Raw genomic sequence first — 20,714 nt, forward strand, 5'->3', positions numbered from 1 at the left:
GTGCGTGACAGCGCTTCCGGCGCAAAAAAAGCCCCGCATTCGCGGGGCTTTTTGTATCTGCATCAACACGGACGCAGCGGTCCCCCCAGCAGGGTTTCCAGCACTGCCATCCGCACCGCCACGCCGTTGCGGACCTGCCGCAGGACCAGCGATTGCGGCCCATCGGCCACCTCGTCGGTGATCTCCACCCCGCGGTTGATCGGTCCGGGATGCATCACCACCGCATCCGGGGCCGCGTGTCGCAGGCGGCTGGCGGTGAGGCCGTAGTCGCGGTGATAGTCCTCCAGCGAGGACACCAGCCCTTCCTCCATGCGCTCGCGCTGCAGGCGCAGCATCATCAGCGCGTCCACGCCCTCCAGCGCGGCGTCCAGATCGTGGCTGACGGTGCACCCGGCCAGGGTGTCGCCCACGGGCAACAGCGAGGGCGGCGCACACACGCGGATTTCCCCGGCGCCCAGCGTGCGCAGCGCGTGCAGGTCGGAACGGGCGACGCGCGAATGCTTCACGTCACCGACGATGAGCACCCTGAGACGGCTGAAGTCGGCCCCCTTGGCCTGGCGCAGGGTCAGCATGTCGAGCAGGCCCTGGGTGGGGTGGTCGCTGCGGCCATCGCCCGCATTGACCAGTGCAGTGCCCGGTCCGGCGGCGGCGGCCAGGGCGGCCACGCTGCCATCCTCGTTGTCGCGCACGACGAACCCGCGCACGCCCATCGCCTCGATCGTGCGCAGGGTGTCGCGCGCGGTCTCGCCCTTGCGGGTGGACGAGGTGGAGACATCGAAGTTGAGTACGTCGGCGCCGAGCCGCTGCGCAGCGAGCTGGAAGCTCAGGCGGGTGCGGGTGGAGGCTTCGAAGAACAGCGTGCAGATCGCGATCCCCGCCAGCGCGGCGCGGTCACCCTCGCCGTCGACAAAGCACTGCGCGCGATCCAGCAGAGCGATCAGTTGTGCGCGCGGCAGATGTTCCAGGCTGAGCAGGTGGCGCAGAGGCTCGAGCACGTCTTTTGCTGTGTTCATGCGGTCTTCCCGGGGTCTGTCGTGGCGGTCCCGGACGCGGTTGAGGGATCGTCGCCGGTCGGCGCGACCGCGCGGATGTCGATGGCATCGCCCGGTGCGCCCATCCAGCGATCCACGATCACCGCCGCCGCCATGGCGTCCAGGGCCACGGCATCGCGACGGCGTTTATGGCCCTGCGCGCGCGCGCGGGCGAAACGCTGCGCCGCTTCCATCGAGCTGGACCGCTCGTCCACCAGCAGCACCTGCCGGCGGTAGCGGGACTGCAACTGCCGGGCGAACCCGTGCGCCCGCTCACGCGCGGGCTGGCTGCCGCCATCCAGGGTCAGCGGATCGCCGACGATGAATCCGTCGGGCCGCCATTCGCGATAAAGGCGGTCCACTGCCGCCCAGTCCGGGCCGGCGGCGTGCACGTCGACCACCGCCAACGCGCGCGCCTGCCCTGCCAGCGGCGTGCCCAGGGCAACACCGATGCGCCGCGAGCCAACATCGAAACCCAGCACGCTGCCATCGCCGCGGATCGCCGGCAGGGCGTCAGCGGGAGATTCCGCCTCGTCGCTCCCGCTCATGCGCGGCCGGAATAGCCAGCCAGGTGGGCGAAGTCCACGCCGATGCGGCCGGCGGCGGCCTCCCAGCGCGCTTCCAAGGGCACGTCGAACAGCAGCTCCGCGTCGGCGGGCGCGGTCAGCCAGTCGTTGTCGGTCAGCTCCTGCTCCAGCTGGCCGGCGCCCCAGCCCGCGCAGCCCAGCGCGACCACCGCGTTCGCCGGACCCTCGCCGCTGGCCATCGCTTCCAGGATGTCGCGCGAGGTGGTGAGCGAAAGCGCATCGGTGATCGCCAGGGTCGAGTCCCAGCGGCTGCCACCGTCATGCAGGACGAAGCCGCGCTCGGGATGCACCGGACCGCCGGCGAGCACCACCTGCGCACGCAGCGCATCGCTGCCTCCGCTGATGCTCATCTGGCCGAGCACTTCGCCCAGCGTGTACTCCGAGGCACGGTTCACCACGATGCCCATGGCACCGTCCTCGTCGTGCTGGCAGATCAGCGCGACCGAGCGCGCGAACGCGCCCTCTTCCAGCGCAGGCAGGGCGATCAGCAATTGATTGGCAAGGGGTGTGGGGCCAAAATCCATGCATGCATTCTAGCCCGCAGCCCGTGCCCGCCGCGCCATCCGGCTACTGCGACAGCGCACCCGGCCATCCGCTGCACGGCCCCTACCACGACGATGAATACGGCTTCCCCCAGCGCGACGAAGCCGTCCTGTTCGAGCGGCTGGTGCTGGAAATCAACCAGGCCGGCCTGAGCTGGCTGACCATCCTGCGCAAGCGCGAGGCCTTCCAGCAGGCCTACGGGGGCTTTGAGGTCGACCGCGTCGCAGCCTATGGCGACGCCGACCGCGACCGCCTGCTGGGCGATGCGGCGATCATCCGCAACCGGCTGAAGATCAACGCGGCAATCCACAACGCGCAGGTGATCCAGCGCCTGCGTGCCAGCCACGGCGGCTTTGCCCACTGGCTGGATGCGCACCTGAGGGACGCTGACCGTCTCCGCGACAAGGCCGGCTGGGTGACGCTGTTCCGGCAGACATTCCGCTTCACCGGGCCGGAGATCACCGGCGAGTTCCTGATGAGCCTGGGCTACCTGCCGGGCGCGCATCGCAGCGACTGCCCGGTTCACGCGCGCACCGTGGCAGCCGGCGCGCCATGGGGAAACGAATTGCCGTGCACGCCTCGTTCCGGTTCGGGCTCATAGACTGCTGCGCAATCCTCCCGCGCGAGTAGTCAGCCCATGAAATTCCATCTGCTTCTCCTGCCGCTTGCCCTGGCCGCATGCACCGCCGAACGACCGGCAACTCCCGCAACCGACACGCCGGTGCCGGCCGCGGCGCAGAAGACACCCGTCGCCGCATCGATGGTCCTCGACGCTGCGACGCTGGGGCGTTACCACTGGCAGCTGGCCGAGGCGAGCGATGCCTACGGCGCCCACATCGATGCCTTGTTTGCCCGCGACGACAAACCGGTGCAACTGGACTTCGCCGACCAGCGGCTGTCCATCAGCAACACCTGCAACCTGATGAACGGCGGCTACCGGCTGGACGATGACAAACTGAAGATCGACTCGCTGCAGCAGACGCTGATGGCCTGCGCCGATCCCAAGCTGGCCGAACTGGATCGGGCCGTAAGCAGCCGGTTCGAAGGCAGTCCGCGCATCCGTCTGACCGGCAGCGAGGAAGCACCACGCTTGGAATTGACCAGCGAGGCCGGCGACAAACTGGTCTTCGCCGGCGAGCCCACCGCCGCGTCGCGCTACGGCGGCGAAGGCGAGCAGGTGTTCATGGAAGTCGCCGCGCAGACGGTCCCGTGCAGCCACCCGCTGATTCCGGACAAGCAGTGCCTGCAGGTGCGCGAGCGGACCTACCGCGACGACGGCACGGTCGCCGGCGAGCCCGGCGAATGGGAGCCGCTGTACCAGGAGATCGAGGGCTACACCCACGAGGCGGGCGTGCGCAACGTGCTGCGCCTGAAGCGCTACCAGGTCGCCAATCCGCCGGCGGATGGCTCCTCGGTCGCCTACGTGCTGGACATGGTGGTGGAGTCGGAGCAGGTCGCTCCGTGAGCCCCAACGGTCTGTCGACTCCGACTGGGCCGCACGGACGTCGCCGACCGCGGAAGACCGCGCGCAGCGACGCATCACGAACGAAAACAGCCGGGAAATCCCGGCTGTTTTCCTGTCGACGACATGTGCGCAGAGAGCGCGTACCCGGCCCTCTCAGCCCGTCGGCGCCGGTCGCCGCTAGTCGCGGATCTCGGCCACTTCCACGCCGTCCATGCCCGCGGCGAGGGTCTGCGCGTTGCCGCCCTGTGCAAGCTTGATGCGCAGGCGCACCTCGTTCTGCGAGTCGGCGTAGCGCAAGGCGTCCTCGTAGCTGATCTCGCCGGCCTGGTACAGCTCGAAAAGCGCCTGGTCGAAGGTCTTCATGCCCAGCTGGGTGGACTCCTTCATCACTTCCTTGAGCTTGTGGATCTCGCCGTCGCGGATGTAGTCCTGCACCAGCGGCGTGCCCAGCAGGATCTCCATCGCGACCCGGCGCGCCTTGCCGTCCGGGGTCGGGATCAGCTGCTGGGCGATCACGCCCTTCAGGTTCAGCGACAGGTCCATCAGCAACTGGTTGCGCCGGTCCTCGGGGAAGAAGTTGATCATCCGGTCCATCGCCTGGTTGGCGTTGTTGGCGTGCAGCGTGCACAGCACCAGGTGGCCGGTCTCGGCGAAGGCGATCGCGTGGTCCATGCCCTCGCGGGTGCGCACCTCGCCGATCATGATCACGTCGGGCGCCTGGCGCAGCGTGTTCTTCAGCGCGTTCTCCCAGCTGTCGGTGTCGATGCCGACCTCGCGCTGGGTGATGATGCAGCCCTCGTGCTTGTGCACGAACTCGATCGGGTCCTCGATGGTGATGATGTGGCCGGTCGAGTTCTGGTTGCGGTAGCCGATCATCGCCGCCAGCGAGGTCGACTTGCCGGTACCGGTGGCGCCGACGAACAGGATGATCCCGCGCTTGGTCATCGCCAGCGTCTTCAGCACCGGCGGCAGGTTCAGCTCGTCGATGGTCGGGATCCGGGTCTCGATCCGGCGCAGCACCATGCCCACCTGGTTGCGCTGGTAGAAGCAGCTGACGCGGAAGCGGCCGACGTTGGCCAGCCCGATCGCGAAGTTCGCCTCGTGGGTCTTCTCGAACTCCTCCCGCTGGGCCGGATTCATCACGTTGAGCACCAAGTCGCGGCTTTGCTGCGGCGTCAGCGGGCTCTTGGTGATCGGCTGCAGGACGCCGTTGACCTTCATCGACGGCGGCATGCCGGCGGTGATGAACAGGTCGGAGGCCTTCTGGTGCGCCATCAGCTTGAGGAACGACGTGAAGTCGATCGTCTCGTTGGTGCTCTGGGTCGTGTTCATTGCGATGTCCCCGTCCGCAGGCACCCGGCCTGGCGGCGCGTTCAGTGGATCGGCCGGTCAATCGAACAGCCGCTTGTCCTTGGCGTATTCGCGGGCCTGCGGACGCAGGATCAGCCCGCGTTTCACCAGGTCCTGCAGATGCTGGTCAAGGGTCATCATGCCGCTGTTCTGGCCGGTCTGGATGGCCGAATACATCTGCGCGACCTTGTCCTCGCGGATCAGGTTGCGGATCGCTGGCGTGCCGACCATGATTTCCCACGCCGCGGTGCGACCGCCGCCGACCTTCTTCAGCAGCGCCTGGCTGATCACCGCACGCAGCGACTCGGACAGCATGGAGCGCACCATCGGCTTCTCGCCGGCGGGGAACACGTCGATGATGCGGTCGATGGTCTTGGCCGCCGAGCTGGTATGCACCGTGGCGAACACCAAGTGTCCCGTTTCCGCGGCGGTCAGTGCCAGGCGGATGGTTTCCAGATCGCGCAGCTCGCCGACCAGAATGTAGTCGGGGTCCTCACGCAGCGCCGAGCGCAGCGCCTCGTTGAAGCCGTGCGTGTCGCGATGGACCTCGCGCTGGTTGATCAGGCACTTCTGCGAGGTGTGCACGAACTCGATCGGGTCTTCCACCGACAGGATGTGCCCGTACTCGGGCTTGTTGATGTGGTCGATCATCGCCGCCAGCGTGGTCGACTTGCCCGAGCCGGTCGGGCCGGTGACCAGGATCAGGCCCTGCGGCTGGTCGATCAGGTCTTTGAAGATCCGCGGCGTGGCCAGGTCCTCAAGCGTCAACACCTCGGAGGGAATGGTGCGGAATACCGCGCCGGCGCCGCGGTTCTGGTTGAACGCGTTGACACGGAAGCGGGCCAGGCCGGGAATCTCGAACGAGAAGTCGGTTTCCAGGAACTCCTCGAAGTCCCGGCGCTGCTTGTCCGACATGATGTCGTACACCAGCGCGTGGACCGTCTTGTGGTCCAGCGCCGGGATGTTGATCCGGCGGACATCGCCGTCCACGCGGATCATCGGCGGCATGCCGGCCGACAGGTGCAGATCGGATGCCTTGTTCTTGACTGAAAACGCCAGCAGCTCGGCGATATCCATGCATGTTCCCCTGAACCGCGGATTTGAACCGTTGATTTCGGAAATCCGCGCCCCGCTCCGCCCGCAGCCGCCGACGGCGCGCAGGCAAATGGTGTTACGGATAGCCCCAGCCCGGAGTATAGCCCCGGACCGGTGCCGTCAATCCAGTACCCGATCACAGCCTTCGTCGTCCGCTGCGGGAGCACCTGGCGCGCTCCGGGACCCACGCGTCGGCCTGCGCGGGAGGCAGGCAGCGGCGCAGGCTCTTACACTGGGTGACCTGATGCCCTGGCAGGCCATCACCGCAAACCACAGGCAGGTTCCATGAGCGATAGCACCCCCTCGACCTCCCCATCCGCCCCGATCGTCGCCTTCATCGGTGGCGGCAACATGGCGCGAAGCCTGATCGGCGGCATGATCACGCGCGGCGCCGACCCGACCCGCGTCCGCGTCGCTGATCCGGTGGCCGCCGTGCGCGAGGCGCTGTTCGCCGACTTCGGCGTGCAGGTCTTCGCCAGCGCGACCGAGGCGGTCGACCAGGCCAGCGTGTGGGTGCTGGCGGTGAAGCCGCAGGTGATGCGCACCGTATGCGCCGAGGTGGTGGACATCGCGCGCAACGCCCGGCCGCTGGCGGTCTCCATCGCCGCCGGGCTGTCCAGCACGCAGCTCTCGACCTGGCTGGGCGGGGATGCGGCGGTGATCCGGGCGATGCCCAACACCCCTTCGCTGATCGGCGCAGGCATGACCGGCCTGTTCGCCAACGCGCAGGTCGACCCGACCCAGCGTGGGCAGGCCGAGCGCCTGTTGGACGCGGTCGGCCCGACGGTCTGGATCGAGGACGAGGCGCAGATGGATGCGGTGACGGCGGTATCGGGCAGCGGCCCGGCGTACGTGTTCCTGTTCGCCGAGGCGCTGCAGGCGGCCGGCATCCGCCAGGGCCTGTCGGCGGACACCGCGCGCCTGCTCGCCAACCAGACCCTGCTGGGCGCGAGCCGGATGCTCACCGAGCGCGACGAGCCAGCCGCGGAATTGCGCCGCAACGTGACCTCGCCTGGCGGGACCACCCACGCGGCGGTGGAGACGTTCGAGCAAGGTGGCCTGCGCGAGCTGGTCGACCGCGCCGTGGCCGCCGCCGCCGCGCGTGGCCGCGAACTGTCCGCCGCCAACGATGACTGACACCGCGCCGCGGTCCCGACAACCGCTTTCCAGGAGCACGATCTTGCGAACCTCCCTGTTTTTCATGGCGCTGGGCGTCGGCCTGCTGAGCGCGTGCAGCGGTGAACCGGCCGCGCCGGTCCCGGCAGCGACGCTGGCCGACTCGCAGGACACCGTCGTCACCATCGGCGACGTGACCGCGCGGGCGACGGTGATGCCGACCGCGATGCTGGGCAGCCTGGTCGCCGAGAAGTACGGCATCCGCCGCGCCGAAGACCAGATCATGCTGCTGGTCGGCCTGCGTCGCGGCGAGGGCAGCGCGGAGGTCTCGGTGCCCGCGAACGTGGTGGCGACGGTCAGCGACCTGCGCGGCGGGCGTCGCCCCATCGAGCTGCGCGAGCTGAGCAGCGGCGAGCTGATGGACTACGTCGGCACTGTTCCGGTGAGCCTGCCGGACACCTTGAAGTTCGAGATCGACATCACCCTGGAGGACGGCGCGCGCAAGACCATGCAGTTCACCCGCGAGTTCCAGCCCCAATGACCACGCGCGCGATGGGCCCGCAGCGCATCGTCTGCATGACCGAGGAACCCACCGAGACGCTGTACCTGCTCGGCGAACAGGACCGGATCGTCGGCATCAGCGGGTTCACCGTGCGGCCAGCGCGCGCGCGACGCGAGAAACCCAAGGTCAGCGCGTTCACCAGTGCCAAGATCGACCGCATCCTGGACCTCAAGCCGGACATGGTGATCGGCTTCTCCGACATCCAGGCCGACATCGCCGCCGACCTGATCCGCGCCGGGGTGGAGGTCTGGATCAGCAATCACCGCAGCGTGGACGGAATCATCGACTACATCCGGCGCCTTGGCGCGCTGGTGGGTGCGGGGCATCGCGCGGCGGACCTCGCCACGACCCTGGAGAGGCGGCTGGCAGACATCCGCGCCCGTGCGGCCACGCTGCCGCGGCGGCCGAAGGTCTATTTCGAGGAGTGGGACGAGCCGCAGATCTCGGCGATCCAGTGGGTGTCCGAGCTGGTCGGCATCGCCGGTGGCGACGACATCTTTCCAGAACGCGCGGTGATGTCACTGGGCCGTGACCGCATCCTCGCCGACCCGCTGGAGGCGGCGCGGCGCCAGCCCGACATCATCATCGGCAGCTGGTGCGGCAAGAAGTTCCAGCCCACCCACGTGGCCGCGCGTCCGGGTTGGGAGGATGTGCCGGCGGTGCGCAACGGCGAACTGCACGAGGTCAAATCCCCGCTGATCCTGCAGCCCGGACCGGCGGCGCTGACCGACGGCATCGATGCACTGGAAGCAATCATCCAGGGCTGGGCGCACCGCCAGGCCTGACAGCACGGCGCCAGCCACGGCTCGGCGCGTTCCTTCTCAGTGGGTGCCGTGCGCGGCCTAGGGGTACAGCATCCGCTTGCTCCAGTGGCCGGCCGGGTCGCATTCGTAGAGGCAACGCTCGTGCAGGCGGAAGTTGCCGCCGTACCAGAACTCGATCGACATCGGCCGGACCCTAAGCCCGGTCCAGCGCGGCGGACGCGGAACCTCGCGGCCCGCAAATTCCTGCTCGACCTGCGCGACGCGCTGGTGGAACGTCGCCGGGTCGTCGAGCGTCTCCGATTGCAGCGACGCCCACGCGCCGATCTGGCTGCCGCGCGGGCGTGATGCGAAATACGCATCGGCCTCCTCGTCCGCCACGATCGACACGCCGCCTTCCACGCGGACCTGCACGCCGGCCTTGACCCGCGGCCAATGGAAGAGCAGCGCGGCGTAGGGGTTGTCCTGCAGTTCCCGGCCCTTGCGCCCGTCCAAGTGGGTGTAGAAGACGAATCCGCGTTCGTCGTGCTGCTTGAGCAGCACCATGCGCGTGGACGGGCGGGCACCCAGGGACGCGGTGGCCACGCTCATCGCGGTCGGATCAGGCTCACCGGCCTGCCGCGCCTGTTCGAACAGCGCGGCAAAGGTGGCGTTGGCTTCCGCCAGCAGGTCGTTGGTAGTCATGCGCCTATTGTGGGCCGGATGCGGCGCTGACCGCACCCGTCCGGATTGGCGGGCGTCGCTTTACTGGACGATGAAGTTGACCTTCATGTTGACGCGCCACTCGGTGATGTTGCCGCCCTCGTCGGTCACGACCTTGACTTCGTTGACCCAGGCACCCTTGATGTTCTTGACCGATTCAGCGGCTTTCTTCAGGCCACGCTGGACCGCGTCTTCCATGCTCTTTTCCGAGGCGGCGTTGAGTTCGATGACTTTTGCGACTGACATGATTGATTCTCCTTTGCACCGGTTTGGCGTCATGCGACCGGAAGCTCCGACCCTAGCCAGCCTCCTGTGAAAGGCATGCAACAGCCCGGCAACGCCGGCGCGCGGCGACCTACAATCGACGCCATGAGCGAACCCGTCCGTGAACCGCGCAACATCATCCTTGTCGGCCCCATGGCCGCCGGAAAATCGCGGCTCGGGCGCGAACTGGCGCAGCGTTGCGGTCTGCGCCTCGTGGACGCGGATGCGGAGATCGAGCGCGAGGCCGGCGCCAGCATTGCGGCCATTTTTGCGCGCGAAGGCGAGGCGGGATTCCGCAGGCGCGAACGGGCGATTCTGGCCGACCTGCTAATGCAGGATGGCATCGTGCTCGCCACCGGCGGCGGCGCGGTGCTCGACGCCGGCACCCGGACGCTGCTGCCCGAGCGTGGGCTCGTGGTCCACCTGCATGCCAGTCCGGCCACCCAGCTGGCGCGGGCCGCCGGTGATACCGCTCGGCCGCTGCTGCAACAACCCGATCCGTCAGCAGTCCTGCACGCGCTGGCGACCGAGCGCGACCCGCTGTACGCCGCCGTGGCCCAGCTGCGCATCGATACCGATGACCTCGCGCCGTCGGAGGTCTGCGCGCGGATCCTGGACGGACTGCCGACCTGGCTGCGCAGCGGAGCCGGCGCATGAGCGCGGTCCTCAAGGTCGCCGTCGACGGTGCGCATCCGTACGCGATCTCCATCGGCGCGGACCTGCTGGATGACGGCGTGTTGCTGGCCGCGACGATCCGCGGCCGCCATGCCCTGATCGTCAGCGACAGCAATGTCGCGCCGCTCTACGCCGACCGTGTGCAGGCCGCGCTGCAGGCCGTCCGGCCGGACCTGACGATCGCCCGGCTGGTCATTCCCCCGGGCGAGCACGAGAAAACCCTGCAGCGCTTCGGCGAGGTCCTGGATGCGCTCGCCGGACTTAGCGCCACCCGCGACGCGGCGGTGATCGCCCTGGGTGGCGGCGTGATCGGCGACCTGGCCGGTTTCGCCGGCGCCTGCTGGATGCGCGGCATCGACGTCGTCCAGATTCCAACGACGCTGCTGGCGATGGTCGACTCCTCGGTGGGCGGCAAGACCGCGGTCGACCTGCCCGCCGGCAAGAACCTGGTCGGCGCGTTCCACCCGCCGCGCGCGGTGATCGCCGACACCAGTGTGCTGCACACCTTGCCCGACCGGGAGCTGCGCGCCGGGCTCGCCGAGGTCGTCAAGTACGGCGTGACGGCCGTTTCGCTGGACCCCGCTGACGCCGGATTCCTGGACTGGCTGGAAGCGCACGCCGAGGCGTTGCTGGCGCGCGAGCCGGCGATCACTGCCGAAGCCATCGCGCGCTGCTGCGCGTTCAAGGCCGCCGTCGTCGGTCGCGACCTGCTCGAGCACGGCGACCGCGCCCTGCTCAACTTCGGCCATACCTTCGGCCACGCGATCGAGGTTGAGCAGGGCTACGCCGGTACCCACGGCGGCGGCCTCAACCACGGCGAAGCGGTGGCGGTTGGGATGGTCCTGGCAATGCGGCTGTCAGCGGCGCTGGGGCTCGCTCCGGCCAGCGCCGGCGACCGCCTGCAGCGACTGTTGCAGCGACTGGAGTTGCCGACCTCCATTCCGGAAGGTCTAGCCCCGGACGCGCTGCTCACGCGCATGCGCCTGGACAAGAAAGCCGACGCCGCCGGCATCCGCTTCATCCTCGCCGACGGCGCCGGCCGCGCCCGGGTCGTGCCAGGGGTCGAGGAAGCCACGGTGCTCGCCGTGCTGGCTGGCTGAACAGGCAGGGCCGGCGGCCCATGCTCGCCGGCCGGCGGCAGCGCAAGCCCGTACAATCAAGCCATGCGCCTGCTGATGCAACAACGACCCGACGACGCCGAGGCGCCCCGCTTCGTGCAGCTGATGTTGCAGCCCGACCTGCTCGGCGGCTGGCTGCTGGTCCGCGAGACCGGCGTGATGGGCGGTCGCAGCCAGGTCCGCCGCGAGCAGTTCCTGGACCATGACAGCGCGATCGCCGCCTTTGAACGCGCCCGCGACCAGCAGCTCAAGCGCGGCTTCCAGCAGATGTTTACCCAGGGGGCCGCGGCGCCCCGCTGAACCACGCCATCCCGCATCGGGTGCCCCGCTCCATTCCGGCACCGCCCTGCCGCTTCGCCTGCCCTGCCCGGGCAACGACTTTTCGAGGAACCACAGCCTTGTCCATCCAGCCCCAGAACGATCGTTTCCTGCGCGCCCTGCGTCGCGAACCCGTTGACCACACGCCGGTCTGGCTGATGCGCCAGGCCGGTCGCTACCTGCCCGAATACCGCGCGACCCGCGCCCAGGCCGGCAGTTTCATGGGCCTGGCGACCAATCCGGACCTGGCGTGTGAAGTGACCCTGCAGCCGCTGCGGCGCTTCCCGCTCGACGCGGCGATCCTGTTCTCCGACATCCTCACCATCCCCGACGCGATGGGCCTGGGCCTGCATTTCGTCGAGGGCGAGGGCCCGAAGTTCGAGCGCCCTGTTCGCACCGCGGCCGATATCGCCAAACTCGGCGTGCCGGACATGGAAAGCGACCTGGGCTACGTGATGGAGGCGATCCGCACGATCCGCCGCGAGCTCGACAACAAGGTGCCGCTGATCGGTTTCTCCGGCAGCCCGTGGACGCTGGCCTGCTACATGGTCGAGGGCAGCGGCAGCAAGGACTTTGCCCGGGTCAAGTCGCTGGCGATGAACGACCCGGCGGCCATGCACCAATTGCTGGACGTGACCACCGATGCCGTGATCGCCTACCTCTCGGCGCAGCGCGCCGCCGGTGCGCAGGCGCTGCAGCTGTTTGACACCTGGGGCGGCGTGCTGTCGCCGTCGATGTACCGCGAGTTCTCGCTGCGCTACATGCAGCGCATCGCGGCCGAGGTCGAGCGCGGCCACGGCGCAGACCGCACGCCGCTGATCCTGTTCGGCAAGGGCAACGGCGCCTACGTCAGCGAGCTGGCCCAGACCGGCGCAGAAGGCGTGGGCGTGGACTGGACGATCGACCTGGGCGATGCCGTGCGCCGCACCGGCGGCAAGGTGGCCATCCAGGGCAACCTGGATCCGGTCACCCTGTACGCCGATCCCGAGGCGATCCGCCAACATGTCGGCCGCGCGCTGGACAGCTACCGCGAGGGCAACGGCGGCTCGCGCGAGGGTCACGTCTTCAACCTCGGCCATGGCATGTCGCCGGACATGAAGCCCGAGCATGTCGCGGTGATGGTCGAGGCGGTGCACGAGCTCAGCGCGCGCTGAGGTCTCGACACCGATCAGCGCTGGCTGGGTTGGTGACACGGGCAGCGCTGGGTTGGTCACGCCGGGAACGACTGCCCTTGGGTGTGAATGTCCCCCGGCACCGATGAAGCCGGTGCCTCCTCCTTGATTTCACACCCAAGGGCAGTCGCACCCGGCTTGCCAGCTTGGCGTCCGCCCCAGCACTGAGGTTTCCCGCAAGCGAGACCTGCAGACCTTCGGGGCGAAATAAAGGAGGAGGCCTCCGCCGCAGGCGGAGGCCGGGGGACATTCGCCCTGAAGGTCTGCAGGTCTAGCCCCCGCGCACCCCTCAGGGTGCGGCGGCCAGCGCCTCCCGCAGCATTGCCCCGGTCACCGGCTTGCGCAGGAATCGATCGAAGCCGGCGGCCAGTGCGTGTGGCTCCGCGTCCGTGTCGGCGCGCGCTGTCACTGCAATCAGCGGCTGGGTGAAACCCTGCGCCCGCAGCTGCCGCGCCAGCGACAGGCCGTCGAGGCCGGGCAGGTCCAGATCCAGCAGGGCCGCGTCGAAGCGGGTCATGCTCGACTCGGCCAACGCCGCCAGCCCGTGACCTGCGTGAACCACCGCGTGCCCCTGGCCGTGCAGCAGGCCGATGATCACGTCGGCGACGATCGGATCGTCCTCCACCAGCAGCAGCGAGAGGCCGGCCTTTCCGGCCGGATCCAGGTCGGCTGACGATGGGGCCGTCTTGCCGGGTGACGACGTGGGAAGGGATGAGTCCGCCAATGCGCGCAGCGGCTCGCGCGACGGGATCACGCGGGGGTGCGGCGGGTGATCGGCCACGATTTCCAGCGGCAGGCGCACGGCGAAACTGGCGCCTTCGCCGGGCGCGCTGGTGACCTCGATCGTGCCGCCCATCGCCGCCGCCAGCTCCTGGCAGATGGCCAGGCCCAGACCGCTGCCGCCGTAGCGCGCGGCGGTGCGCAAGCCGTCGGCCTGCTCGAAGCGGCGAAACAGGCGCGACACCTGCTCGGCGTTGAGCCCGGGACCGGTATCGCTGACACACAGGACCACGCCGCCGGCATCGGCCGGCGCGACCGCCAGGCGGATCGAGCCGCGCTCGGTGAACTTGGCCGCGTTGCCGAGCAGGTTCAGCAGGATCTGCCGGACCCGAATGGCATCGCCGCGCACCAGCCGCGGGGTGGCGGGATCGCGGTCCACAACGAAGGTCAGGCCGCGCGCCTCCACCAGTGGCGCGCTCATCTCGGCCAGCTCGTCCATCAGCGCGTGCAGATCGAACACCTCCGCCGCCAGTTCCAGCTTGCCCGACTCGATGCGGGCCAGGTCCAGGGCATCGTTGACCAGCCGCAGCAGATGCTCACCGGCGCGGTGGATCGAGGTCGCGTAGCTCCGCTGGCGGGTGTTGAGCTGCGTCCCAAGCAGCAACTCGCTCATGCCCAGCACGCCGGTCATCGGGGTGCGGACCTCATGGCCGAGGGTGGCCAGGAAACGGGTCTTGGCCAGCGAGGCCTCATGAGCGACCTCGCGCTCGTGTTCGGCGCGCTTCCACGCCTGGCCGCGTTCGATGCGACGGCGCGATTCCAGCACCGTCCACCACCCCATCAACAGCAGCAGGCATACCAGCGCGAGCCGGGCGGCGCCCGTCTGCCACCACGGCGGCAGCACATCGAAGTGCAGCACCTGCTCGGCGGCTTCGTTGCCCACGGCATCGTGCGCGCGGGCGCGCAGGGTGTACTTGCCCGGCGCAAGGCCTGCGAAGATCCGCTCGCCCTCGGCGCCGTGGTCCACCCAGGCGTGGTCGTAGCCCTCCAGCATCGTCACGTAGGCATTGGCCTTGGGCTTGTCGTAGGCCAGCAGCCGCAATTGCACGCGCATTTCGCGGTCGCCCGGCGCCAGAGCCAGCGGCCCGAGCAGGTCCATCGGCAACCAGCGCCCGTCGCGACGGACCTCGAAGCGGTCCCAGTGCAGCGGCGAGCGGATCGGCGTCGGGTCCGCCGCCAGGCTGTCGACCATCACGACGCCGCCATCGGCCTGCGCCGACACCATTACCCCGTCGTGGGTCTGCATCAACGTGCGGTTGACGAACTCCTGGCTGCGCAAGCCGTCGAAGAGGCCAAAATGGCGGCTCTTGCCGGCCTCCGGATCCCACCGGTACAGGCCACGCGGGGTCGACAGCCAGACCCGGCCGAGCCGGTCGATCTGCAGGCCGGCCCCTTCGACCGCGGGGATGCCCTGCCGTGCGCCGATGGTGGCCACCTGCGTCCAGCCGTCGTCGGCGCGCCGGTAGTGCTCAAGACCCGACAGCCGCTGCAGCCACACGTCGTTGGCACCGTCAAAGCCGAGCGCAAACACCCGGCCTTCGCCGACGATGCCCGGCACCGGTTCGAATCGCCCCGCCTCCGCGCTCCAGCGCAGCACGCCATCGGCACCGCCAAACCAGGGCGCGCCACCCGCGTCGAAGGCCATGGCATGGTGGTCGCCCATCCCCAGCCCGTGCTCCGGCCCGGGCGGCACCGTGCGCAGGACGCGGCCGCTGGCCGGCTCGCGCTGCTGCACGCCGGCACCGGCGAAGGACATCCAAAGGGTCCCGTCAGGCGCCAGTTCCATCAGCGTCAACGGACCGGGCAAGGTCGCATCGCGCGAGCCGTCCTGGCCCCAGCGCGCGATCCCGCCGTGCAGGTCGATCCGCACCAGCTGCCGGCGCTGGCCGACCCACAGGCGGCCCGCCGGGTCCTCGCGCAGGGCGTAGGAACTCATGCCCTCCAACGCCTCGAAGATCGCCGGCTTGACCGGAATCACGTTGCCGTCGCGATCCAGCCGCTCCAGCTCGGCGCGCATTCCGCCCAGCCAGACGCCGCCCTCGCGCGCGGGGGCGATGGCGCTGTAAAGATCGGCCGACAGGCCATCATGATCGCGACTGAACTGGGCGATCCGGCGCCAATCAACCGGCAGATAGCCCAAGCCGACCCCGGGGACCGGAATCCAGATCGCGCCGGTGTCCTGCTTGACCATCTCCCCGATCGCGATCGCCGGACCCTTGGCGCCGACCGGCACCGGCACCGGCACCTGACCGTCGGCGACCCGCCACAGTTGACGCTGGCTCGAGATCCACAGCTCGCCGTCCTCGCCCGGCAGCATGCTCAGCACCGCGTTGGGTTGCTCGAACATCGCCGACCACTCCGGCTGGTCCCACCCGCCGTCCGCGGCCAGCCGGAACACGCCGACCGACGTCCCCACCCAGAGGCGGCCGTCGAAGGCTGCCAGCGAATAGATCATCGGCGTCGGCTGAGCGCCGGGCAGCGCCACTCGCTCGAAGTCCGTGCCCGTCCAGCGCGCCAGGCCTTTGGTGGATCCCGCCCACAGCGTGCCCTGCCCATCCACCGCCAGCGACAGGATGATGTCGGACGGCAGGCTGCGCGGGTTTTGGTCGCTGGCCGTGAACCGGCTGATGGTCCCGTCGGCGGCCATGCGCGAGACGCCGCCCCCGTAGCCGCCCATCCACAGGGCGCCCTCGTGGCTTACCAATGCCCAGATGTCGTCGCTGCCGATTTCCGGATGGGTCGCCACGCGAAAATGCCGGAATTGCTCGTGCGCGCTGTCGAGCACGCTCAGGCCGTGTCCTTCCGGGGCGACCCAGATGCGCCCCTGCGGATCGACGTGGACCAGCGTGACGAAGTTGGCCGACAGCGAGGTCGGATCGGTGGGGTCGTGTCGCCACACCTGCATGCCGACGCCGTCGTAGCGCGCCAGCCCGTCGGTGGTGGCCAGCCACAGGAAGCCGTCGGCGTCGAATTTCAGGCTCTTGACGGTGCTCGACGGAAGGCCGGCCGCCACGTCGATATGCCGCAGTCGCGGAATCTCGGGCACGCGCGCGCCGGCGGCCGGCGCCAGCAGCAGCCCGCAGGTAACCAGCAGCAGCCACGCCATGATGTGTCGCATCCCAGCCCCTTTTTGTGCACCTGCGCGAGCTTCACTTCCCGCGCCCTCCCCCGCCGAACCTTCAACGATTGTGCCGGCCGGGGCAAGTCGTTCGCGCCCACGCTCGCATGGCGGGGCCTGCCGGGCATCGGACCTGTCGGATCGGACCTGCCTGTAACGGACCTGTCTCTAACGGTCCTGTCTGTTACGGACCTGACAGCGCTGGACCTGTCTAGAATCGGGGCATGCACGGCAAACCTTCCTTCCCGTCCACCCGCTATCGGCACCGCACGACCGGAACGGCGGAACGCGGCTTGGCGCCCCTGTGCCGGTTCGCTCCTGCGCTGGCCTGCCTGCTGGCCGTTGCCGCGCCGGCCAGCGCGCGCGATGCACCGACCTGGAACCTGGACCCGGTGCACACCCGGGTGATGTTCGTGGTGTCGCATGCCGGGTTCTCGCAGGCGCTGGGCACCGTGTCCGGCAGCACCGGCACGCTCGTCTTCGATCCCGACGATTGGCAGCGCACGCGCCTGCAGGCCAGCGTGCCGCTGGCGCGCGCGGATCTGGGCGACCCGGACTGGAACCGGGCGGTGCTGGCGCCGCGCCTGCTGGATGTGGAGGCTTACCCCGCCGCCAGCTTCACCTCCGACAGCGCCGTCGCCTCGGACAGCGGCGGCATCCGCGTATGCGGCGAGCTCAGCTTGCACGGCGTCACCCGCCCGCTGTGCATGGACGTCACCGTCAATGCGGTCAAGCGCCATCCGATGCCGCCCTTCCGCCGCACGGCCGGCTTTTCCGCCACGGCGGTGTTGAGCCGCAGCGATTTCGGCATCACCGCCTGGCCGTCGGTCATCGGCGATGAGGTCACCATCCGGATCGAGGCGGAGGCGGTGCGCTCGCGCGCGGCCGGACGCCCACCCGAACCGGAGCCTCCATCCGAACCGCAACCGCAACTCACGCCCGAACCCGAACCCGAACCCGTATCCGGAGCTTTGCAATGAGTCTGAGAAACCCCGCCGACCGATGGGGCGCGGTAAGCCAGTTCCTGCACTGGACCATCGCCGTGGCGATCCTGGCGATGGCGGTCATCGGCCTGTCGCTGGACAGCCTGCCCAAGTCGCCGAGCTACTTCTGGGTGTTCAACCTGCACAAATCGCTGGGCCTGACCGTGCTCGCGCTGGCGGTGGTCCGGCTGGCGTGGCGGCTCTACGCCGGCGCGCCAACCCCGATGGCGAGCATCCCGGGCTGGCAACGGTGGCTCGCGCGCGTCACCCATTGGCTGCTGTACGGGCTGATCATCGCCATGCCGCTGTCGGGCTGGCTGTTCGACTCCGCCAGCGGGCTGCGTCCGCTGCGCTGGTTCAACCTGTTCCAGGTGCCCAAGCTCATTGGCCCCAATACCGGCGTGCGCGAAATCGCGCGCGACGCACACGGCTGGATCTTCTGGGTACTGGCGCTGTTGATCGTCATGCACGCCGGCGCAGCCCTTTACCACCACTACTTTGTCGGCGACGGCACGCTGCGGCGGATGCTGCCCGGCCGCCGGACACCGCTCCCCTCTTCCAACCGGAACCCGTGATGACCCCCACCGTGCGCGCGACTCGCTCCCCCACCCGCCCCTCCTTCCTGCAGGCGTTGTCACTGGCCGCCGGCCTGACCTTCGCCAGCAGCAGCGCGCTGGCTGCCGATTACGTGCAGGCTCCCGGATCCACGCTGACCTTTGCCTCAAGCTTTGAAGGCGAGATCTTCACCGGCCACTTCGCCGGTTTCACCACCACGATGCGCTTTGACCCGCAGCAACTGGAGCAGGCGCGGCTGGACGTGACCATTCCGCTGGCGACCGCGACCACCGCCAATCCCGAGCGTGACCAGACCCTGCAGGGCAGCGATTTCTTCGCCAGCAAGCTGTTCCCGCAGGCCCGCTTCGTCGCCACGCGGTTCCGTCATCTGGGCGAGGACCGCTACGCGGCGGACGGCACCCTGAGCCTGCGCGATGCGAAACAGCCCGTGACCCTGAGCTTCACCTGGCAGGACGGCGCGACGCCGGTGCTCACCGGGCGCGCCAGCGTGGACCGGCTGGCGTTCGGCGTCGGCGGCGGCGACTGGGCAGACGTGGGCATGATTCCGGCAAAGGTGGCGGTCAGCACCCGGGTCAACCTGACGCCCGCGCCGTGAATGCCGCCAACCTCGGGTAAACCCCAGCTGGGGGATGCCCCGAGTGACCCCGCCCGGCCGCAGTGTTGGAATGCAGGCATGACCCGCGAATCGTGGGTTACTGCCCAAATGCGAGGATCAGGGAATGACCGTTCTCAGTGCAATCTCAGCGGCGCAGCCGCAACGCATCGACGCCGGCCGCGGCCGCCAGCACACCGTCCAGCACGGCGACACGCTGTCGGGGATCGCGAAACAGTACGGCGTCAGCCTGTCCGCGTTGAAGGCCGCCAACCCGCAGGTCCTGAATCCCAACGTCATCTATTCCGGTGACCGCATCGCGGTGCCGGGCGCCCAGGCGCAGAGCAGTGCCGGCGGCGCGCCGGTGCAGGCGGACAAGGCCGCGGCAGGGAGCACCGCCGCCATGGCCGGCTCCACCCAGCTGACCATCGCCGACTACCAGCGCGCGGCCAACACCCTCGGCGTGGACGTCGCCACCGTGCGCGCGGTCGCGGATGTGGAGTCCTCCGGCGGCGGCTTCCTCGCCGATGGCCGACCCAAGATCCTGTTCGAACGGCACATCTTCGCTCGCGAAACCGGTGGCCGCTTCAACGGCTCGCATCCGGGCATCAGCGGCGCGCCGGGTGGCTACGGCGCTGGCGGCGCGAACCAGCACGCCCGCTTCGAGCGGGCGTTCAAGCTCGACCCGGCGGCAGCGATGAAGTCGGCCTCCTGGGGTGAATTCCAGATCATGGGCTTCAACCACAAGATGGTCGGCTTCGACAGCGTCGGCAAGTTTGTCGACGCGATGCGCAGCTCGGCGGGCAGCCAGCTGGACGCGTTCGTCAGCTTTATCGAGTCAGCCGGTCTCAAGGGCAAGCTGCAGAACAAGGACTGGGCCGGCTTTGCGCGCGGCTACAACGGTCCGGGCTACGCCAAGAACAACTACGACGGCAAGATGGCGGCCGCCTACGCCAAGTACGCCGGCAGCAACCCGCCGCCGGTGGCCAGCGGCGGAACGCCGACCAGGCCGACCTCTCCCACCGCTCCGACGGCTCCTGCACCGACCGCTCCGCAGGCCAGCACGGGAACCTACTCGGTGCGCTCGGGCGACACCCTCAGCGGCATCGCGCAGGCGCACGGCGTCTCGCTCTCCGCGCTGGCCGCGGCCAATCCGCAGATCCGCAACATCGACCTGATCTTCCCCAACCAGGTCGTCAAGATTCCCGGCGGCAGCGGTGCGGCGGCCAGCCACACGGTCCGCAGCGGCGACACCCTGGGCGGCATCGCCCAACAGCACGGCGTGTCGCTGGCGGCGCTGAGCGCGGCCAACCCGCAGATCCGCAACATCCACCTGATCCATCCCGGCCAGACGGTCCACATCCCCGGCAACCCCGCCGTGGGCGCGCCGGCGGCCGGCACTCCCGGCAATCCCCCGGTCCGCGGCGACAGCAAGGTCGATACCTCCGCGCCGGTCGGCGGCAGCAGTTCGGATGCCGCCAGGATCGCCGAGAAGTATCTGGGCTGGTGGGCCGGCGACCTGAAGGTCAGCGGCCACCTGCCGATGGATCCCAGCGTCCCCAACACCGTCAACTGCGCCAACTTCGTGTCCGCCGTCCTGCAGAAGGCCGGGCTGATCAACTTCCACACCAACCTGGTTACCGGCTCCAACAGCGGCAACCCGCAGGCACTGGGCACGAAGTTGAAGGCCGCCGGCTGGACCGTGGTGCCTGCGTCGCAGGCGCGGCCGGGTGACGTGGCCATCGTCAACAACGGCGGACACGTCGAGCTGGTGCACAGCAACAACAATGGCAAGATCACCCTGATCGGTTCCAACAACACCGCTGGCGGCTCCGGGCCGCAGAAGGTCAGCTACGGCAACCCGTTCGGCAACGCCTGGTACCTGACGCCGCCCCGCAAGTGATAG

At 69.2% G+C, this 20,714-nt stretch carries 20 protein-coding genes and 1 pseudogene; 13 read left to right on the forward strand and 8 right to left on the reverse strand.

From position 1 onward, the window contains the following. Positions 1-62: 62 nt before the first annotated feature. From INQ41_RS10225 to INQ41_RS10235, 3 genes and pseudogenes are all read right to left on the reverse strand, one after another. Complete coding sequence (locus INQ41_RS10225) at positions 63-1,013, reverse strand: aspartate carbamoyltransferase catalytic subunit (RefSeq protein ID WP_193984168.1); 951 nt, start codon at positions 1,011-1,013, stop codon at positions 63-65. A gap of 83 nt (positions 1,014-1,096) precedes the next feature. Then, positions 1,097-1,579, reverse strand: a pseudogene (ruvX, locus tag INQ41_RS10230) (Holliday junction resolvase RuvX); the annotation flags it as partial. Then, the gene (locus INQ41_RS10235) at positions 1,576-2,142 is read right to left on the reverse strand and encodes a YqgE/AlgH family protein (RefSeq protein ID WP_193984173.1); all 567 of its coding nucleotides are present in this window, start codon (positions 2,140-2,142) and stop codon (positions 1,576-1,578) included. The gene INQ41_RS10235 and the pseudogene ruvX, both read right to left, overlap by 4 nt. 2 nt (positions 2,143-2,144) lie before the next feature. On the opposite strand from INQ41_RS10235, the gene INQ41_RS10240 reads away from it, so the two are divergent. After that, positions 2,145-2,762: a DNA-3-methyladenine glycosylase I gene (locus tag INQ41_RS10240; RefSeq protein WP_193984175.1), complete on the forward strand. Its 618-nt coding sequence runs from the start codon at positions 2,145-2,147 to the stop codon at positions 2,760-2,762. 36 nt (positions 2,763-2,798) lie between these two features. After that, a complete protein-coding gene (locus tag INQ41_RS10245; protein ID WP_193984176.1) occupies positions 2,799-3,626 on the forward strand; it encodes an META and DUF4377 domain-containing protein in 828 nt (275 codons plus the stop codon). A gap of 177 nt (positions 3,627-3,803) precedes the next feature. Here INQ41_RS10245 and INQ41_RS10250 read toward each other — a convergent pair whose 3' ends face one another. Further along, positions 3,804-4,958 carry a PilT/PilU family type 4a pilus ATPase gene (locus INQ41_RS10250; protein WP_193984178.1) on the reverse strand — a complete coding sequence of 385 codons (1,155 nt, stop codon included), beginning with the start codon at positions 4,956-4,958 and terminating at the stop codon, positions 3,804-3,806. A gap of 57 nt (positions 4,959-5,015) precedes the next feature. After that, on the reverse strand, positions 5,016-6,053 hold the full coding sequence (locus tag INQ41_RS10255) for a type IV pilus twitching motility protein PilT (protein WP_193984180.1): 1,038 nt from the start codon (positions 6,051-6,053) through the stop codon (positions 5,016-5,018). A 303-nt stretch (positions 6,054-6,356) separates the two neighbouring features. Here INQ41_RS10255 and proC point away from each other — a divergent pair, with 303 nt between their 5' ends. The 3 genes from proC to INQ41_RS10270 are packed head-to-tail and all read left to right on the forward strand — an operon-like array spanning position 6,357 to position 8,534. Continuing rightward, entirely contained in the window at positions 6,357-7,208 is an 852-nt protein-coding gene (proC, locus tag INQ41_RS10260; RefSeq protein WP_193984181.1) for a pyrroline-5-carboxylate reductase, read from the forward strand. Positions 7,209-7,251: 43 nt separating this feature from the next. After that, positions 7,252-7,728: a DUF4426 domain-containing protein gene (locus tag INQ41_RS10265; protein ID WP_193984183.1), complete on the forward strand. Its 477-nt coding sequence runs from the start codon at positions 7,252-7,254 to the stop codon at positions 7,726-7,728. 11 nt (positions 7,729-7,739) lie between these two features. Beyond that, positions 7,740-8,534 (forward strand): cobalamin-binding protein, encoded by a 795-nt coding sequence (locus INQ41_RS10270; RefSeq protein ID WP_193987328.1) that lies wholly within the window; start codon positions 7,740-7,742, stop codon positions 8,532-8,534. A gap of 57 nt (positions 8,535-8,591) precedes the next feature. Here INQ41_RS10270 and pdxH read toward each other — a convergent pair whose 3' ends face one another. After that, a complete protein-coding gene (pdxH, locus tag INQ41_RS10275) occupies positions 8,592-9,194 on the reverse strand; it encodes a pyridoxamine 5'-phosphate oxidase (RefSeq protein ID WP_193984185.1) in 603 nt (200 codons plus the stop codon). A gap of 60 nt (positions 9,195-9,254) precedes the next feature. Then, entirely contained in the window at positions 9,255-9,458 is a 204-nt protein-coding gene (locus INQ41_RS10280) for a dodecin family protein (RefSeq protein ID WP_193984187.1), read from the reverse strand. A gap of 123 nt (positions 9,459-9,581) precedes the next feature. On the opposite strand from INQ41_RS10280, the gene INQ41_RS10285 reads away from it, so the two are divergent. The 4 genes from INQ41_RS10285 to hemE all read left to right on the forward strand — a co-directional run bounded on the left by INQ41_RS10285 (position 9,582) and on the right by hemE (position 12,741). Next, positions 9,582-10,133 (forward strand): shikimate kinase, encoded by a 552-nt coding sequence (locus INQ41_RS10285; protein WP_193984189.1) that lies wholly within the window; start codon positions 9,582-9,584, stop codon positions 10,131-10,133. After that, a complete protein-coding gene (gene aroB / locus INQ41_RS10290; RefSeq protein ID WP_193984191.1) occupies positions 10,130-11,251 on the forward strand; it encodes a 3-dehydroquinate synthase in 1,122 nt (373 codons plus the stop codon). The genes INQ41_RS10285 and aroB overlap by 4 nt, the downstream gene beginning before the upstream one ends. Positions 11,252-11,314: 63 nt before the next feature. Then, complete coding sequence (locus INQ41_RS10295) at positions 11,315-11,569, forward strand: WGR domain-containing protein (protein WP_193984219.1); 255 nt, start codon at positions 11,315-11,317, stop codon at positions 11,567-11,569. 104 nt (positions 11,570-11,673) lie between these two features. After that, complete coding sequence (gene hemE / locus INQ41_RS10300; RefSeq protein ID WP_407074275.1) at positions 11,674-12,741, forward strand: uroporphyrinogen decarboxylase; 1,068 nt, start codon at positions 11,674-11,676, stop codon at positions 12,739-12,741. A gap of 307 nt (positions 12,742-13,048) precedes the next feature. Here hemE and INQ41_RS10305 read toward each other — a convergent pair whose 3' ends face one another. Beyond that, complete coding sequence (locus INQ41_RS10305; RefSeq protein WP_193984223.1) at positions 13,049-16,657, reverse strand: hybrid sensor histidine kinase/response regulator; 3,609 nt, start codon at positions 16,655-16,657, stop codon at positions 13,049-13,051. A gap of 293 nt (positions 16,658-16,950) precedes the next feature. On the opposite strand from INQ41_RS10305, the gene INQ41_RS10310 reads away from it, so the two are divergent. The 4 genes from INQ41_RS10310 (at position 16,951) to INQ41_RS10325 (ending at position 20,711) form a co-directional block, all read left to right on the forward strand. Beyond that, positions 16,951-17,637: a YceI family protein gene (locus INQ41_RS10310; protein ID WP_407074276.1), complete on the forward strand. Its 687-nt coding sequence runs from the start codon at positions 16,951-16,953 to the stop codon at positions 17,635-17,637. Continuing rightward, positions 17,634-18,215 (forward strand): cytochrome b, encoded by a 582-nt coding sequence (locus tag INQ41_RS10315; protein ID WP_193984227.1) that lies wholly within the window; start codon positions 17,634-17,636, stop codon positions 18,213-18,215. Before INQ41_RS10310 ends, INQ41_RS10315 begins: the two co-directional genes overlap by 4 nt. Next, positions 18,215-18,811, forward strand: coding sequence for a YceI family protein (locus INQ41_RS10320; protein ID WP_193984229.1), 597 nt, complete (start codon positions 18,215-18,217; stop codon positions 18,809-18,811). The genes INQ41_RS10315 and INQ41_RS10320 overlap by 1 nt, the downstream gene beginning before the upstream one ends. Before the next feature lie 124 nt (positions 18,812-18,935). Then, positions 18,936-20,711, forward strand: a complete 1,776-nt coding sequence (locus INQ41_RS10325; protein ID WP_193984231.1) for an N-acetylmuramidase domain-containing protein — start codon at positions 18,936-18,938, stop codon at positions 20,709-20,711. Positions 20,712-20,714 lie beyond the last annotated feature (3 nt).

This window comes from Lysobacter ciconiae, assembly GCF_015209725.1.
GTDB classification, from domain to species: domain Bacteria; phylum Pseudomonadota; class Gammaproteobacteria; order Xanthomonadales; family Xanthomonadaceae; genus Novilysobacter; species Novilysobacter ciconiae.